The 15918-nt window shown below is 67.6% G+C and carries 18 protein-coding genes; 12 read left to right on the forward strand and 6 right to left on the reverse strand.

The annotated features are described in order from the left end of the window. Positions 1–32 precede the first annotated feature (32 nt). Entirely contained in the window at positions 33–761 is a 729-nt protein-coding gene (gene cobM / locus CFB46_RS12840; protein ID WP_089500175.1) for a precorrin-4 C(11)-methyltransferase, read from the forward strand. 389 nt (positions 762–1150) lie between these two features. Here the strand turns inward: cobM and CFB46_RS12850 are convergent, their stop codons facing one another. Then, a complete protein-coding gene (locus CFB46_RS12850) occupies positions 1151–1855 on the reverse strand; it encodes a glutathione S-transferase N-terminal domain-containing protein (RefSeq protein ID WP_089500176.1) in 705 nt (234 codons plus the stop codon). A 472-nt stretch (positions 1856–2327) separates the two neighbouring features. Between CFB46_RS12850 and CFB46_RS12855 the strand changes: the two genes are divergently transcribed. From CFB46_RS12855 to CFB46_RS12880, 6 genes are all read left to right on the forward strand, one after another. Continuing rightward, complete coding sequence (locus tag CFB46_RS12855; protein ID WP_089500177.1) at positions 2328–3494, forward strand: ABC transporter substrate-binding protein; 1167 nt, start codon at positions 2328–2330, stop codon at positions 3492–3494. 49 nt (positions 3495–3543) lie between these two features. Further along, positions 3544–4623 carry an ABC transporter ATP-binding protein gene (locus CFB46_RS12860; protein WP_089500178.1) on the forward strand — a complete coding sequence of 360 codons (1080 nt, stop codon included), beginning with the start codon at positions 3544–3546 and terminating at the stop codon, positions 4621–4623. 49 nt (positions 4624–4672) lie between these two features. Continuing rightward, positions 4673–5545 carry an ABC transporter permease gene (locus tag CFB46_RS12865; RefSeq protein ID WP_027784458.1) on the forward strand — a complete coding sequence of 291 codons (873 nt, stop codon included), beginning with the start codon at positions 4673–4675 and terminating at the stop codon, positions 5543–5545. Beyond that, complete coding sequence (locus CFB46_RS12870) at positions 5545–6468, forward strand: ABC transporter permease (RefSeq protein WP_089500179.1); 924 nt, start codon at positions 5545–5547, stop codon at positions 6466–6468. The genes CFB46_RS12865 and CFB46_RS12870 overlap by 1 nt, the downstream gene beginning before the upstream one ends. 126 nt (positions 6469–6594) lie before the next feature. Next, positions 6595–7032: a hypothetical protein gene (locus CFB46_RS12875; protein WP_059234165.1), complete on the forward strand. Its 438-nt coding sequence runs from the start codon at positions 6595–6597 to the stop codon at positions 7030–7032. A gap of 198 nt (positions 7033–7230) precedes the next feature. Beyond that, positions 7231–7443 (forward strand): hypothetical protein, encoded by a 213-nt coding sequence (locus CFB46_RS12880; protein WP_027784461.1) that lies wholly within the window; start codon positions 7231–7233, stop codon positions 7441–7443. A 213-nt stretch (positions 7444–7656) separates the two neighbouring features. Here CFB46_RS12880 and CFB46_RS36400 read toward each other — a convergent pair whose 3' ends face one another. Next, positions 7657–7785, reverse strand: a complete 129-nt coding sequence (locus tag CFB46_RS36400) for a hypothetical protein (protein ID WP_256980656.1) — start codon at positions 7783–7785, stop codon at positions 7657–7659. A 28-nt stretch (positions 7786–7813) separates the two neighbouring features. On the opposite strand from CFB46_RS36400, the gene CFB46_RS12885 reads away from it, so the two are divergent. The 5 genes from CFB46_RS12885 (at position 7814) to CFB46_RS12905 (ending at position 12435) form a co-directional block, all read left to right on the forward strand. After that, positions 7814–9004: a CaiB/BaiF CoA transferase family protein gene (locus CFB46_RS12885; protein WP_089500422.1), complete on the forward strand. Its 1191-nt coding sequence runs from the start codon at positions 7814–7816 to the stop codon at positions 9002–9004. A gap of 21 nt (positions 9005–9025) precedes the next feature. Further along, complete coding sequence (locus CFB46_RS12890) at positions 9026–9991, forward strand: hydroxymethylglutaryl-CoA lyase (RefSeq protein WP_089500180.1); 966 nt, start codon at positions 9026–9028, stop codon at positions 9989–9991. A 21-nt stretch (positions 9992–10012) separates the two neighbouring features. After that, on the forward strand, positions 10013–10396 hold the full coding sequence (locus tag CFB46_RS12895; protein WP_089500181.1) for a VOC family protein: 384 nt from the start codon (positions 10013–10015) through the stop codon (positions 10394–10396). Between the two features lie 224 nt (positions 10397–10620). Further along, positions 10621–11448 carry an alpha/beta hydrolase gene (locus tag CFB46_RS12900; protein WP_089500182.1) on the forward strand — a complete coding sequence of 276 codons (828 nt, stop codon included), beginning with the start codon at positions 10621–10623 and terminating at the stop codon, positions 11446–11448. 93 nt (positions 11449–11541) lie between these two features. Next, complete coding sequence (locus tag CFB46_RS12905; protein WP_089500183.1) at positions 11542–12435, forward strand: LysR family transcriptional regulator; 894 nt, start codon at positions 11542–11544, stop codon at positions 12433–12435. Positions 12436–12495: 60 nt separating this feature from the next. On the opposite strand, the gene CFB46_RS12910 is transcribed toward CFB46_RS12905, so the two are convergent. The 4 genes from CFB46_RS12910 to CFB46_RS12925 all read right to left on the reverse strand — a co-directional run bounded on the left by CFB46_RS12910 (position 12496) and on the right by CFB46_RS12925 (position 15873). Continuing rightward, on the reverse strand, positions 12496–13965 hold the full coding sequence (locus tag CFB46_RS12910; protein WP_089500184.1) for an MFS transporter: 1470 nt from the start codon (positions 13963–13965) through the stop codon (positions 12496–12498). Between the two features lie 446 nt (positions 13966–14411). After that, on the reverse strand, positions 14412–14606 hold the full coding sequence (locus CFB46_RS36405; protein WP_227789494.1) for a hypothetical protein: 195 nt from the start codon (positions 14604–14606) through the stop codon (positions 14412–14414). A 3-nt stretch (positions 14607–14609) separates the two neighbouring features. Then, positions 14610–15098, reverse strand: a complete 489-nt coding sequence (locus CFB46_RS12920; protein WP_227789493.1) for a hypothetical protein — start codon at positions 15096–15098, stop codon at positions 14610–14612. A gap of 10 nt (positions 15099–15108) precedes the next feature. Beyond that, a complete protein-coding gene (locus CFB46_RS12925) occupies positions 15109–15873 on the reverse strand; it encodes a 5-formyltetrahydrofolate cyclo-ligase (RefSeq protein WP_227789492.1) in 765 nt (254 codons plus the stop codon). Positions 15874–15918: the final 45 nt, after the last annotated feature.

Raw genomic sequence — 15918 nt, forward strand, 5'->3', positions numbered from 1 at the left:
CGGTCATTCCACGAATTGACGGAGAAATTTCGATGACGGTGTATTTCATCGGCGCGGGCCCCGGCGACCCGGAGCTGATCACGGTGAAGGGCCAGCGCCTCGTGCGCACGTGCCCCGTGATCCTGTATGCGGGCTCGCTCGTGCCGGCCGCCGTGCTCGACGGTCATTGCGCCGAGCAGGTCGTCAACACGGCCGAGCTCGACCTCGATGCGATCGTCGCGCTGCTCGCCGCCGCGCATGCGAAAGGGCAGGACGTCGCGCGCGTGCATTCGGGCGATCCGTCGCTGTACGGCGCGATCGGCGAACAGATCCGCCGCCTGAAAGCGCTCGGGATTCCATACGAAATCGTGCCGGGCGTGACGGCCACGGCCGCGTGCGCGGCGACGCTCGGCGTCGAGCTCACGCTGCCCGGCGTCGCGCAGACGGTGATCCTCACGCGCTTCGCGGGCAAGACGACGATGCCGGAAGGCGAAGCGCTCGGCGCGCTCGCCGCGCATCGCGCGACGCTCGCGATCCATCTCGGCGTGCGCCATCTCGCGCGCATCGTCGACGAAGTGCTGCCGCATTACGGCGCCGATTGCCCGGTGGCGGTGATCTATCGCGCGAGCTGGCCCGACGAGGAACGCGTGACGGGCACGCTGGCCGACATCGTCGGCAAGGTGCGGGGCACGCAGATCGGGCGCACCGCGCTGATCCTGATCGGGCGCGTGCTCGACGCCGAAGGGTTCGCGGATTCGACGCTGTACGCGAGCGCGGGCTGAACGCGCCAGCGCTCGCGCCGCTGGCCTGCACCGTGGCTCAGATGCGGCGCCGCGTGCCGCGCCAGCTTCGGCGCAAACCCTGCGGCCAGCGCGAATAGCGCGACACACAGGCACGCCATCGCGACCCATGCGGGCGTCAGGTCCGCGAGATGCTGGCGAGCGCTGCTGGCCGTTGTCGGCGGCGGAACAGGCGCAGTTGTCGCAACTGCCGGAAAAGCTGCTGGCGGGGCTGGAAAATCCTGCGCCGGAAGCGCCTGACGGAAAGTAGCGCCGCCCGATGCGTGACGTCGGCGCACCGCGCGGGCAAAAAACCGCCCGCCGCTCAATGGGGCGGGCCGGCTCGAGCCGCGCGCGGGCTCCATACGGCGAGCCCGCGTTGCTGCCCGGTCTTAACCGCGCGCCGGGATATTGAGCCCGCGCGCGACGGCCGGACGGGCGACGAACGCGTCGAGCACGCGCGCCACGTGCCGAAATTCGCCGAAGCCGACCAGATCGCCCGCTTCGTAGAAGCCGATCAGGTTGCGCACCCACGGGAAGATCGCGATGTCGGCGATCGTGTAGGCGTCGCCCATCACCCACTCGCGGTTCGCGAGATGCGCGTCGAGCACGCCGAGCAGGCGCTTCGATTCGGCGACGTAGCGCTCGCGCGGACGCTTGTCCTCGTAGTCGCGGCCGGCGAACTTGTGGAAGAAGCCGACCTGGCCGAACATCGGCCCGATGCCGCCCATCTGGAACATCACCCACTGGATCGTCTCGTAGCGGCCCGCGAGATCCTGCGGAATCAGCTGGCCCGTCTTGTCGGCCAGATAGATCAGGATCGCGCCCGATTCGAACAGCGGCAGCGGCTTGCCGTCGGGGCCGTTCGGATCGATGATCGCCGGGATCTTGTTGTTCGGATTCAGCGACAGGAATTCGGGCGACAACTGGTCGTTCGTGTCGAAGCGCACGAGGTGCGGCTCGTACGGCAGGCCGGTTTCCTCGAGCATGATCGACACCTTGACGCCGTTCGGCGTCGGCAGCGAGTAGAGCTGGAGACGGTCGGGGTGCTGGGCCGGCCACTTTTGCGTGATCGGGAAGGCGGACAGGTCGGGCATGAAGGTTCGCTCGTCGAAGTGAATGATCCGCGCCCGCCCGTGCCGCCGCGCTCGCGCACGGTTCGCGGCGCGGCGGCGGGGCGGAGCGCGCCGAAAGCGCCCACTGTAGCCGATCCGGGAAATCGATGCAGGCGCCGGTCGGCACCGGCTGCTCAGCGTGATAGCCGTGCTCGGCGCCGCTCACGATGGGTGCCGCAAGCCACGGGCGAGCAACGCGTCTCCGTCGGCTGACGGCCGCATACGGTCCGATGTGTTTTCGTCTTGCATCGAGATACGACGTCCTAACACGCTCCGCAAACGGCTCCCCGACCCCGACTCAATCAAGTCGTCACGCAATTCATCAACAAACGGAAGCCTTTTGTCAGGGAAAGTCCCGCCCCACCTTCCGCGGTTTTTTGTTGACCGACATCGTATAACGCCGTCATGATTTCCTGACAAGAAAGGTCCCATCCACCGACCGAAGTGAGGAGACATGAACACCACCCCGATCGCTCGCCGTGTCCGCCGGATTGCACTCGCACTGGGCTTCGCGCTGTCGGCCGCCGCGGCCGTTGCAGCCCCCGTATCGCTGAACATCGTCGACGTCGCAGGCAACCTGCAGCTCACGCAGAAGGCCATCGAGGCGTTCAAGGAGAAGAATCCGGGTCTCGTCGCGAACGTCACGTTCACGAACGCACCCGCGCCGCAATTGCCGGGCAAGATCAAGGCGATGCAGGGGGCGGGGCGCTCCGACATCGACCTCGTGCTGACGGGCACCGACGCGCTCGCCGCCGGCATCGAGCAGAACCTGTGGCAGAAGCTCCTGCCCGACAACGCGGCCGCGTTCCCCGGCGTACTCGACAAGTACGCGCCGGGCCCGCGCAAGATGCAGGATCTCGCGCAGGGCTACGGCCTCGAAGTCACCTACATGCCGGCCGGCCCGCTCCTCGAATACAACCCGGCGAAGGTGAGCAATCCGCCGAAGACGCCCGATCAACTGCTCGCGTGGTGCAAGGCGCACCCGAACAAGCTGATCTATGCGCGCCCGGCGAACTCGGGCCCCGGCCGCACGTTCCTGATGGGGCTGCCGTACGTGCTCGGCGACAAGAATCCGCAGGATCCGATCAACGGCTGGGACAAGACCTGGGCGTTCCTGAAGGCGCTGAACGACTGCGTGCCGTATTACCCGGGCGGCACGTCGGCGGTGATGAAGGAACTCGGCGAAGGCACGCGCGACATGACCGTGACCGTCACGGGCTGGGACCTCAACCCGCGCGCGCTCGGCATCGTGCCGGCCGAATTCAAGATCCAGGCGTTCGACAACATGACCTGGGTCAACGACGCGCACTACATGGTGATCCCGAAGGGCGTGCCGAAGGAAAAGCTCGACGTGCTGTACAAGCTGATGAATTTCCTGCTGGAGCCGGCGCAGCAGGCGATGACCTACGACGACGGGTACTTCTATCCGGGCCCGGCGGTGAAGGGCGTGACGCTCGAGATGGCGCCCGCGCACAGCCAGGAAGTCGTGCGCAAGTTCGGCCGCCCCGAATACGCGAAGCTGCTCGCCGATCGCCCGCACGTGCAGCCGCTCAGCGCGCAGGCGATGGTCGCCGCGTTCCAGAAGTGGGATCGCGAGATCGGTTCGCAGAAGTCGAAGTGACGCCTGAACCGGCGGGCGCCGCGGCGCCCGCGTCGATGGAGTTCGTGGAATGAAGCACAGTTTCGAACGGTTGCGGCTCGACGGCGTGTGCCGCAGTTTCACCAATGCGCAAGGCGCGCAGGTCGCCGCGCTGAACGGGCTCGACCTCGAGATCCGGCGCGGCGAGTTCATCGCGTTGCTCGGCCCGTCGGGCTGCGGCAAATCGACCGCGCTGAACTGCATCGCCGGGTTGCAGCCGCTCACGAGCGGCGGCATCTGGCTCGACGATACGCGCATCGACGTGCTGCCGCCCGAGCGTCGCGGCTTCGGGATGGTGTTCCAGAACTACGCGCTGTTTCCGCACATGTCGGTGCTCGACAACGTCGGCTTCGGCCTCAAGATGCGCGGCGTGCCGAGGCAGGAAACGCGGCGGCGCGCGCAGCAGGCGCTCGAGCTCGTGCAGCTCGTCGGTCACGAAGGCAAGCTGCCCGGGCAACTATCGGGCGGGCAGCAGCAGCGCGTCGCGATCGCGCGCGCGATCGTGATCGAGCCGCCGCTCGTGCTGATGGACGAGCCGCTGTCGAACCTCGACACGAAACTGCGCATCGAGATGCGCGCGGAGATCCGCCGCATCCACACGCAGCTCGAACGCGCGACGATCTACGTGACGCACGACCAGGACGAGGCGCTGTCGATGGCCGACCGCATCGTCGTGATGAAGGAGGGCGTCGTGCAGCAAGTCGCGTCGCCGAAGGACGTGTACACGCGCCCGCACAACCTGCATGTCGCGCGCTTCATGGGCTATCGCAACGTGCTGCCATTTACGCTCGAAGGAATGGCCGGCGATCACGTGAGCGTCGCGTCGGGCGGCGTGCGCCTCGCAGGCGTGCCGATGGCCGGCTTCGACGCGAAGGACGTCGTGGTCGCGCTGCGCCCCGACGACATCGAGCGCGCGGAAGAAGGCGCCGACAATGCGTTCGACGCGACCGTCGAGACGGTCGAGTACGGCGGCCGCGACTCGCTGATCCGCGCGGTCACTCCGTTCGGCGCGATCTGGGCCCGTATGGCCGGCGAGTTCACCGAAGGTGAACCGCTGCGGCTGCGCGTGGCGCCGGCACGTACGCTGGTCTATGCGGGAGACGTGCGATGAACGGGCTGCGCCAGGGGGCATGCACGTGGGCGTCCCGCCCGGAGGCCGCATGAGCACGCTCGCGACCGGCGGCGCGCCGCGCGACGCGAAAGCCTGGCTCGTCACGCCGGCGCTCGCATTCATCGCCGCGCTGTTCATCTATCCGTTCGCGTACGGCCTCGTGCTGTCGTTCCAGCCGATGAACGGCGGCGGTGCGCTCGCGAACTACGTGCAGTTCTTCACCGACACCGCGATGTGGCCGACCGTGCTCGTCACGCTGAAGCTCGCGGTGCCGGCGACGCTGCTCAACGTCGGCATCGCGGTGCCGGTCGCGTTCGCGCTGCGCCGCAATTCGCCGTACCAGAAGTTCGTCACGACGCTGCTCGTGATTCCCGTCACGCTCGGCACGGTGCTCGTCGCCGACGGGATGCTCACGTATTTCGGGCCGAACGGCTGGTTTCCGCAGGCGCTGCAGGGGCTGCACCTGTACACGGACGAAGTGCGCCTCACGCACAACTACTGGGGCGTGCTGCTGTCGCTGATCGTGTCCGGGTTTCCGTTCGCGTTCCTGCTGATGCTGTCGTACATCAGCGGCATCGACCCGACGCTCGCGCGCGCGGCCGCGACGCTCGGCGCGAACCCGTGGCAGCAGTTTCGCCAAATCTACCTGCCGCTGCTCGTGCCGGGGCTCACGATGGCCGCGTGCCTGTCGTTCGTGCAGGCGTTCTCGGTGTTTCCGTCGGCCGTGCTGCTCGGCGCGCCGGCCGGCCCGACGCGCGTGATCTCGATCGCGGCCGCCGAAGCCGCGTTCGAAAGCTACGACTATTCGCTCGCGTCGGCGATCGCGATCGTGATGGGCTTCGTGCAGTTGCTGGTGGTCGCATCGATGCTCGGCGCGCGCCGCTTCTTCTATACGGGTGCAGTGACGGGAGGCAAGGGCTGATGGCGACCGACAATCATGCCGCTCGCACGTGGCCGCCGAAGCACGGCGCACCCGACGCGCGGCCCGTCGATACGGGGAAGCCGCACCGGATGAGAAGCAACCTCGCCGGCCGCGCGTGGAAGGCGCTCGTCTGGGCGCTGATGGCGTTCTTCCTGCTGAACGTGATGCTGCTGATCGCGACCGTCGCGGTGAACTCGGTCGCGACGCGCTGGTTCGGCACGCCGTTGCCGCAGGGCTTCACGCTGCACTGGTATGCGAAAGCGTGGGAAGACTTCCAGCTCGCGAGCGTGCTGTGGGTGACCGTCGAGGTGGTCGGCGCGGTCGTGCTGCTGTCGATCGCGCTCGGCGTGCCCGCCGCGTATGCGCTCGCGCGCGTGCAGTTCCGCGGCAAGCGCTTCGCGCTGCTGGTGTTCCTGCTGCCGCTGATGGTGCCGCCCGTCACGTACGGGATCCCGATGGCGACCGTGATGTACAAGATCGGGCTCGCGGGCACGCTGCCGGGCGTGATCCTCGCGAACCTCGTGCCGGCGCTGCCGTTCGTGATCCTCGTGATGACGCCGTTCATCGAGCAGATCGATCCGAACCTCGAAGCCGCCGCGCGCATCTTCGGCGCGAACACGTGGCGCTATTTCCGTTACGTGCTGCTGCCGCTGCTGGTGCCGGGCATGCTCGCGGCCGGGCTGCTCGTGCTGGTGCGCACGATCGGGATGTTCGAGCTGACGTTCTTCACCGCGGGCCCGAGCACGCAGACGCTCGTCGTCGCGCTGTATTACGCGGTGTTCTCGACCGGCGTGCGCGCGCCGCAGTCGATCGACGCGATGGCGATGATCTACATGGCCATCACGCTCGTGTGGGTCGTGATCGCGCTGCAGTTCGTGAGTCCGACCCAGCTCGTGAGCCGCGTGAAGCAAGAGCGACAGTAGGCGAGGCGAGGGCGTCGTACGATCGCGCGAGGTCGCCAGGCAGCGTGCAATTGGTTACAAATGGATACCGCGCACGACACGCGGACGTTGCAGACTACGCGACGTTCACCCGATCGACGGATATCCATGAAGTTTCAAACGCTGCTGACACTCGCCGGCGCCTCGACGCTGCTGGCCGCCTGCAACCTGCTCCACGACGGTCCCGGATCGAGCGACGTCGATGCCGCCGTGCGCCGCGCGCTCGAAGCGGAAAACCACGGCGGCCTGAACGCGCTGTTCGGCCAGCCGCTGCCCGTGTCGGCCGACGTCGTCTCGGCGAAACCCGACGGCGACTGCAAGAAACTCGGCGATCGCACGTATTCGTGCGACGTCGTGGTCACGTGGCGCAACGCCGATTACTCGCCGTCGCGCGCGAACCTGACCTTCGTGAAGGCGGCCGACGGCTCGTGGCAGACGTCGGGCGTCGACGCGGCGCTCGTGACGGGCACCGCGAAATCGCTGATCGACCATATCGGCAAGGCGTGGCCGGGCAATGCGGCAAGCGGCGCGTCGGCGCCGCAGTGACGCGCGGGCGGTAAGCCTTCGTTCCTTTCTCCCGGATAGACGGCATCGGCCTAGCCGGTCGCACCACCGCATTTTCCGATAAAAAAGGGCGCGAGCACCGCGCCTATCTCGTTTGAACGCATCCTCGGTATGCGGGCAGGGTTATAGGGAAAACCCTTATCTCAAGGTATAATTACAGGCTGAGAGAAAGGTCAAATCATGCCTGAACGTTTCCAAGCCCTTGAAAAATTTGTGTTTTCCGTCGTCGTGATGTCCGCCGTCGTGTGCTCGGCCTTCCTCGCGTACGAGCGTCATCCCGAGATCAAGATCGCGCTGCACGAAGGCGAAGCGTTGATGCGCGAGAGCGCCAAGTACTCGGTCATCTGCTCGCCGTCCAAGGTCGATCCTTGCGTCGAGATGTCCGCTTACTGAGCGGCTTTTCCGCTGTTCGGACTTGCTCCGCGTCACCGCCGGTCCGAATGCTTGACGTAGCGTCCATCAGGTATCCGGAGCCGGCCGCAACACAGGACGGATGCACGAATCCATTACGTGCCGAGTCGCTGGCGTAAGCAGCCCCGCATTCAACAGCCTCCTTCGGTCGGCCCCGCTTCGAGCAATCGAGCGGGGCCGTTCTGTTTGTGCGTGTCACACGACATGCCGCGGCTCGCCGCCGACGTCGCGCTCGCGCCGCCGCACACCTTTTCCGTTTCGGAAAGGCTGGTTGACCATCGATCGATTTTCGCCGTGCGCGAACGCCGTCATGATCGCCGTCATCGACAACACGATTTCATCGGAGACAGTCATGACACGCCCCCTGGACGGCATCCGCGTGCTGGAACTCGGCCAATTGATCGCCGGGCCGTTCGCGGGCCGGATGCTCGCCGAATTCGGCGCGGACGTCATCAAGGTCGAGCCGCCCGGCACCGGCGATCCGCTGCGCAAATGGCGGCTGCTGCACGACGGCACGTCGGTCTGGTGGGCCGCGCAATCGCGCAACAAGACCTCGCTCACGCTCGACCTGCGCACGCCCGAAGGGCAGGACGTCGTACGCCGCCTCGTCGCCGAAACCGACGTGCTGATCGAAAACTTCCGGCCCGGCACGCTCGAAGGCTGGGGGCTCGGCTGGGACGCGCTGTCCGCGATCAACCCGGGGCTCGTGATGCTGCGCGTGTCGGGCTTCGGGCAGACGGGCCCGTATCGCGACCGCCCCGGCTTCGGCGTGATCGCCGAAGCGATGGGCGGCCTGCGCCACCTCACCGGCGAGCCGGGCCGCACGCCGGTGCGCGTCGGCATCTCGCTCGGCGATTCGCTGTCGGCGCTCCACGGCGTGATCGGCGTACTGCTCGCGTTGCGGCATCGCGAACGGCAGGGCGGCAACGGGCAGGTCGTCGACGTCGCGCTGTACGAATCGGTATTCAACATGATGGAAAGCCTGCTGCCCGAATATGCGGCGTTCGGCGCGGTGCGCGAGCCGGCCGGCAGCAGCCTGCCGGGCATCGCACCGACCAACGCATACCGCTGCCGCGACGGCAGGTACGCGCTGATCGCCGGCAACGGCGACAGCATCTTCCGGCGCCTGATGGAACTGATCGGCCGGCCCGATCTCGGCAACGATCCGGCGCTCGCGCACAACGACGGGCGCGTCGCGCAGGTCGCGCGCATCGATGCGGCGATCGGCGAATGGAGCGCCCGCCACGACCTCGACGACGTGCTCGCCGCGCTGAACGACGCGCGCATTCCGTCCGGGCGCATCTACGACGTGGCCGACATCGCGGCCGATCCGCACTACCGTGCGCGCGACATGATCGTCGACGCCGCGCTGCCCGACGGCACCCCCGTGCTCGTGCCGGGTATCGTGCCGAAACTCGACGCCACGCCCGGACGCATCGAGCGGCCGGCGCCCGCGCTCGGCGCGGATACCGATGCGGTGCTCGAATCGCTCGGCATCGATGCGGCGACGCGCGACGACTGGCGCACGCGCGGCGTGATCTGAAACAGCCCCCGGGACGAAGCCATGACCCACCCTCCGCAACGAATCCATCTCCACGAAGTCGCGACCCGCGACGGTTTACAGAACGAAGCGGCGTTCGTCGACACCGACGACAAGATCGCGCTCGTCGACGCGCTGAGCGCCTGCGGCTACGCGAAGATCGAGGTCACGTCGTTCACGTCGCCGAAGGCGATTCCCGCGCTGCGCGACGCGGAGGCCGTGATGCACGGCATCGCGCGCGCGCCGGGCGTCGTCTATACGGTGCTCGTGCCGAACGTGCGCGGCGCCGAGCGCGCGCTGTCGTGCGGCGTCGACGAAGTGAACCTCGTGATGTCGGCGAGCGAGAGCCACAACCGCGCGAACCTGCGGATGACGCGCGAGCAGTCGTTCGCGCAGTTGCGCGACGTGATCGACGCGGTGCGCGGCACGGGTGTCGCGATCAACGTGTCGCTGTCGACCGCGATGGGCTGCCCGATGGAGGGCGACGTGCCGGCCGAAACGGTGCTCGCGTGGATGCAGCGCTTCGCGGATCTCGGCGTGCACGGCTTCACGCTGTGCGACACGACGGGCATGGCGTTTCCGTCGCAGGTGCGCGAATTGTCCCGCCGCGCACGCGAGCGCTTCGGCGCATTGCAGCTCACGCTGCACTTCCACAACACGCGCGGGATGGCGCTCGCGAACACGCTCGCGGCGCTCGACGCCGGCATCGACCGTTTCGACGCGTCGCTCGGCGGGCTCGGCGGCTGCCCCTATGCGCCGGGCGCGACCGGCAACGCCTGCACGGAGGAACTCGTGCACATGCTCGAACTCGACGGCTACGATACGGGCGTCGATCTCGCGGCGGTGCTCGCCGTGTCGGCACGGCTGCCCGCGCTGATCGGGCATGACGTGCCGAGCCAGATCCTGAAGGCCGGGCGCCGCTCGGACCTTCATCCGCCGCCGCGTGTCGACGCCGGCGACATGTCCGCGCAACGCGCTTTCCGAACATGAACGGGAACAGGAGCGAATTCCATGGCGCTGATTGACCGTCTCGATCATCTCGTGCTGACCTGCGTCGATCCGGAACGGACGAAGCATTTCTACACCGAGGTGCTGCAGATGCAGCTCGAAACCTTCGGCGCGGGCCGGCTCGCGTTCCGTTTCGGCAACCAGAAGATCAACCTGCACGTGCGCGGCGCGGAATTCGAGCCGAAAGCGCATGTGCCGGTACCCGGCGCGCTCGATCTGTGCTTCATCGCGTCGGTCCCGCTCGACGACGTGATCGCGCACCTTCGGCGCGTCGACTGGCCGATCATCGAAGGGCCGGTCGAACGCACGGGCGCGACGCAGAAGATCCGCTCCGTCTACGTGCGCGACCCCGACCTGAACCTGATCGAAATCTCCGAGCTGATCTGACGAACCCGGTTCGGCCGCCCGCCCGAGCACCGGCACGCTGCGCGCACGGCGCGACAGTCCTTCGCCGAAAGCGGACAGGCGGGCGCCGCGCCCGCCGATTCCGGATAGCCGTGCGCGGCCGCGCTGCGGATAATGGCGCAACGGCGTCGGCCCGGCCGCCGCCTTCGCTGCGCGCACCGGACAAACCCGCCGCGCATCCGCAACCCGATCCAGGCGCTTCCCGAATGACGATCCTCTATCGCGGCATGGACCGCGCGGCGCTCGACGCCGCGTACCTGAACACGAAGGTTGTTCCCGATTTCCCGGCGCTGCTCGCGTCTTGTCAGGCGCGCAGCGCGGCGCTGTACGCAGCGACGCCCGGGCGCCGCGACCTGCGTTACGGCGCGCAACCCGCGCAGCGCTTCGACTGGCTGCCGTGCGGGCGGCCCGACGCGCCGCTGTTCGTGTTCATCCACGGCGGCTACTGGCAGCACTGCACGAAAGAGGATTTCGCGTATGCGGCGAGCGGGCCGCTCGCACGCGGCTACGACGTCGTGCTCGCCGAATACACGCTCGCGCCGGTCGCGACGATGACCGATATCGTCGGCGAGATCGGCGCGCTGCTCGACCATCTCGCGGCCGACCCCGCCGGCCTCGGCATCTCGGGACGGCCGATCCACCTGAGCGGCCATTCGGCGGGCGGCCACCTGACGGCCATGCATCGCGCGCATCCGGCCGTCGTGTCGGCGCTCGCGATCAGTCCGCTCGTCGATCTCGAACCGATCGCGCTGTGCTGCCTGAACGACAAACTGCAGCTCACCGCACACGAAGTCGACGCATGCAGTCCGTTGCATCACATCGGGCGCGGCGCGCCGACCGTCGTTGCGGTCGGCGACGCCGAACTGCCCGAACTCATCCGGCAAGCAGACGAATACGCGACGGCGTGCGAAGCCGCCGGCGAGCGGATCGCCCGCGCGTGGCTGCCCGGCATGCAGCACTTCGCGGTGCTCGACGATCTCGCGACGCCGGACGGCGCGATGCTCGCCGCATTGCACGCCATCGCGCCGCGCTAGCCGCGCCATATCGCACGCGCCTGGCGCGGCGTATGATCGGCGTCAGGCCGGCGCGCCGACCGCGTACCCCGCACGGCCTTCCAGGACCTCGACATGGTGAACCCGCTTCATTTCGATCTGCAGTCGCTGCGCGTGTTCGCGCTCGTCGCCGAGCACGGCAGCCTGACGAAGGCGGCCGAACACGGCCAGCTCACGCTGTCCGCGGTCAGCAAGCGCATTGCCGAACTCGAAAGCGTGACCGGCAGCGCGCTGTTCGTCCGGCATGCGCGCGGCGTCGAGCTGACGCCCGCGGGCCGCGCGCTGCTCGATCATGCGGCGAAGGTGATCGAGCAGGTCAACCGGATGGCGCACGAGATGAGCGACTACGTCGCCGGCGTGCGCGGCCACATCCACGTATGGACCAACACGTCGGCGATCGTCCAGTTCCTGCCCGCCGATCTCGCCGCGTTCCTCACCGACAATCCCGGCATCAAGGTCAGTCTCGAGGAGCGGCTGAGCCACGAGATCGTCGACGCGCTCGCGTCGGGCAAGGCCGATCTCGGCGTATTCGCCGACAACGTGCCGGCGCCCGGCATCGAACGGCGGCTGTACCGGCGCGACGAACTCGTGCTGCTCGTGCCGCGCACGCACCGGTTCGCCGCGCGCGACAGCATCCGCTTCGCGGATACGCTCGACGAGGACTACGTGGGCTTGAGCGACGGCAGCTCGCTGCTCACGCGCATGACCGACGCCGCGTTCGCGGCCGAGCGCTCGCTGAAGCTGCGGATCCAGGTATCGAATTTCGACGGCGTGAGCCGGATGATCGAAGCCGGCCTCGGCATCGGCGTGCTGCCGCGCGATGCGGTGACCGGCGAGCGGGCGGCGCGGCTCGGTGTCGTGACGCTCGACGACGCGTGGGCGACGCGCACGCTGTGGGTCGGCGTGAAGGCGGGCACGGTGCTGACGACCGACGTCGCGAAGCTGTTCGATTTCATGTCGGCGCGGTAAGTGCGCTAAAACGCGATCGCGGCGCGCATGCCTTTCGTGTGCGCCGCGCCGATCGCGGCGTTACACCGGATTGATGTCGTCCTGGCTGCGCCGCGTGGTCAGAGGCCCGAGCACGCGCAGCGTGACGGCGACGATGCCGAGCACGACCGAAATCACGCCGAACATCGCGCCCGCGCCGTAGTTGCCGAGCACCGGCAGCAACACGAACGGCAGCGCGCCGCTGACGATGCGCGACAGCGCATAGGTACTGCCGATCGCCGTCGAGCGCACGCGCGCAGGGAAGATCTCGGCCTGGTACACGTGATATGCATTGCTGAACACGTTCGACGCGCACGTCGTCAGGAATCCGAATCCGACGATCAGCACGATATTGCCCGAATACGCGAAGCACAGCCCGAACACCGCGATCGACAGGATCGACACGATCACGAGCGTGCGGCGCTCGATCCAGTTGAGCAGCGGAATCGACAGCAGCGACCCGATCGGATACCCGACGAACGACAACGCGATGAACAGCGTGCTGTCCGTCACGTCGAAACCGCGGCTCTTCACGACCGTGCCGGCCAGCGTGCCGAACCCGTAATAACCGAACCCCTGGAGCAGGTGAAAGATCGCCAGCATCAGGTAGCGCGCGCCATACGGCTGGCGGCGCAGCAGCGCGATGCGCTCGCCGAGCCCGAGCGGCCGCTGCGGCTCGACCGGTTCCGCGAAGTGTTCGGGCACGCGCACGCCCGCGCTTTCCGCGAAACGCCGCAACGCCGCGTGCGCGTCGGCCGTGCGGCCTTGCGCGAGCAGCCAGCGCGGGCTTTCCGGCAGCCGGTGCTGGACGAGCAGCACGTACACGGCGCCGAGGCTGCCGATCGCGAGGATGATGCGCCAGCCGGCCACGCCCGCCACCTGCAGCGGGTTCAGCCACAGCGCGAGAAAGCCGACGAGCGGCACCGCGACATACGAAGTCGTATAGGCCCACGCGGCGAGCCGTCCGCGCTTGTCCTTCGGCAGGATTTCGGACAGGAAGCTGTCGGCGACCGGATAGATCGCGCCGACGCCGATGCCGGTCAGGAACCGGCACGCGACGAGCATGTCGGCGTTCACCGAAAACGCACCGACCAGCGAGAACGCGCTGTACCAGCCGAGCGTAAGCAGGAACGCCTTGCGCCGGCCGATACGGTCGGCCAGGCTGCCCAGGCACATCGCGCCGACGAACATGCCGATGAACGCGGACGCCAGCAATAGCTTGAAATCGGCGCTTTGCCGACTCAGCCCGTATTCGTGCTGCAACGCGGAGCCGATCGTACTGACGAGAAAGATCTCGTACATGTCGAAGAACAACCCGATGCCGATCACCCAGACGACGAATCGATGCAACGCACCGACCGGCAGATCGTCCATGAAATCGCCGAGCGTGACGCAGCGGCCGGGAAGGGCCGCCGCGTCAGCGCCGGCGCCTGCGCCTGCGGAGGCGGCCGGTGGCCGGGCGGATTCGGATCCGCCGGCATGGTCGCCGAGGTCGAGGGATTGGCTGTTCATCGTGTCTCCTGATTATCGATAGGCGGTGGCGCGGGGCCCGGCCGCTCGCGACCGGCGTAACGCGTCGGCCGCTCGACGCGGCGGGACAGCATCGCCGGGCTCGTGCAAGAGCCGGCCATGCGGGCAGCGCCGATCGTCCGACACATGGTGGGCAAATCGGCGGCACGTGATAATTGCGGATCTTTCAAGCATCCTTTCCTGAGCAGAAAGGGTGGGGCGCGCGCGACAGCCCGACTTCGCGCGACAGGCCGTTGCAGCCTGCATGGCGGAGAGTGGCGCGCCGAACACGATGTGCTCGCGCGCAGCCGGCCGGGCCGGGAAAACCATGAGGCTCGTGTCGTCGGATCGCTTTGCGCAGCACCGCTGAAATCGTGTTCCGGGAAAACACGACGAACCTGTCGCGCACCGGTACGCCGGCCGTCACCGGCGGCGTACCGGCACGCGCATCATTTCAGTTCCGGATTCTGTTGCATCGCACACGCGCGCAGCGCGGCAACGCGCTCGTCGTGGCCGACCTTCTCGAACAGATCGGCCATCTCCATCTGCGCGACCGGGTCGCCCTCACGCGCCGCGCGCCAGCGCAACGACGCGATCATTCCCCTCATGCGTTCGCCGGGCGTATCGCCGTCGTAGCCCGACATCGCCTACATCACGTCTGCGAGCTTGTTGTATCCGGCCGGCACATGATGCGCGAGCAACCACGCGACCGCCGGCTGCGCGCCTTCCCAATCCTCGTCTTCGAGCGAACTGTTGACGAGACGGGCCGCCGCGCGCCACGAGCCGAGCGACGCGGCTTTCGCGTACGCCTTGTCGGCATCGCGACCGCGCGACGACGGCGCTGCGTCGAACGCCGCCTGGGCAGCGGCCGACGGCGGCGGCACCGCGAGCTTCGTGCAGCGGAACGCGCCGGCATCGGGTGCATTGCCGGGCAGGTCGGCCCAGTGCACCTGGTCCTTCAGTGCGTGATCGAGCGTCGGCCGCACGTCGCCTTCCTTCATCGAGGCGAACACCCAGTCGGTGCGGACATGACGAGCGGCGTCCCAGTCGTCTTCGGCGACGGCGTGTTGCGCGAATGCCAGGCAAGCGGCCATGCAGCCGATCCGGAACAGGTGTCGAGCAGGGGATTTCATCATGGGTTCCCCCTTAGCTCGCGACGATGATGAGGGCCGTCAACGCGATCGGGAACAGCGCGATGCCAAGCAGCCCCAGCGCGCCGTCCGCCGCCATCGCGATCGGCGACAGGGCGAGCTTGGCGCCCTTGCCGACGGCCGACAGCTTCTCCGTCACCGTGACGCCATACTCGTGATTGAACGCCTGCGGGACCGCCGATGGCGTGACGTCGTTCGGCAGATAGCGCTTGCCGCTGATCGTGCCTTCCGACTCCAGGTGGCCCGAGTTCTCCTTGAAACCATCGGCGACCGCACGGTTGCGAATGTCGGAGCCGACCGGCGCATCGGAATGACTCAGCCTCATCGTGTAATGACCGGTGATCGTGTCGCCACGCGCGTCGAAGTCGTCGAACGCCGTGCGCAGCTTCGGGCGATAAGGCGCGGTGAGGACGGTCGCAAGCCCCGGCGGCATCTCGAAGATGTAGTGATACCGCTTGCCGAGCACGACGAGTTGCTTGCCGTCGGAGGTAATCAGGAAGGTCGACAACGTTTCGTCGTATTTCGAATCCTTCATCCATTCCTTGGTGACGGGACCGAAATCGGCGCAGCCGGCCAGCATGCCGGACGCCGCCACGGCGGGCAGCGCGAGAAATGTTCTTCTTTTCATGAATGTTGTAATGATGTTGTTCGTTATTCGGCCAAACCGCCTGAATGTCGGCGAAGCGTTCGACGAACGCTGCACGCTGACGGCCTTGGACGCGGTTTCTCCGTCCGCTATTCTAGGGATGAAACCGGACATGCGATACGTGCGGCCGACGCTTCGGCCGCCATCAGGAGACAAGCG

The sequence above is a fragment of the Burkholderia sp. HI2761 genome, assembly GCF_002223355.1.
Lineage (GTDB): Bacteria > Pseudomonadota > Gammaproteobacteria > Burkholderiales > Burkholderiaceae > Burkholderia.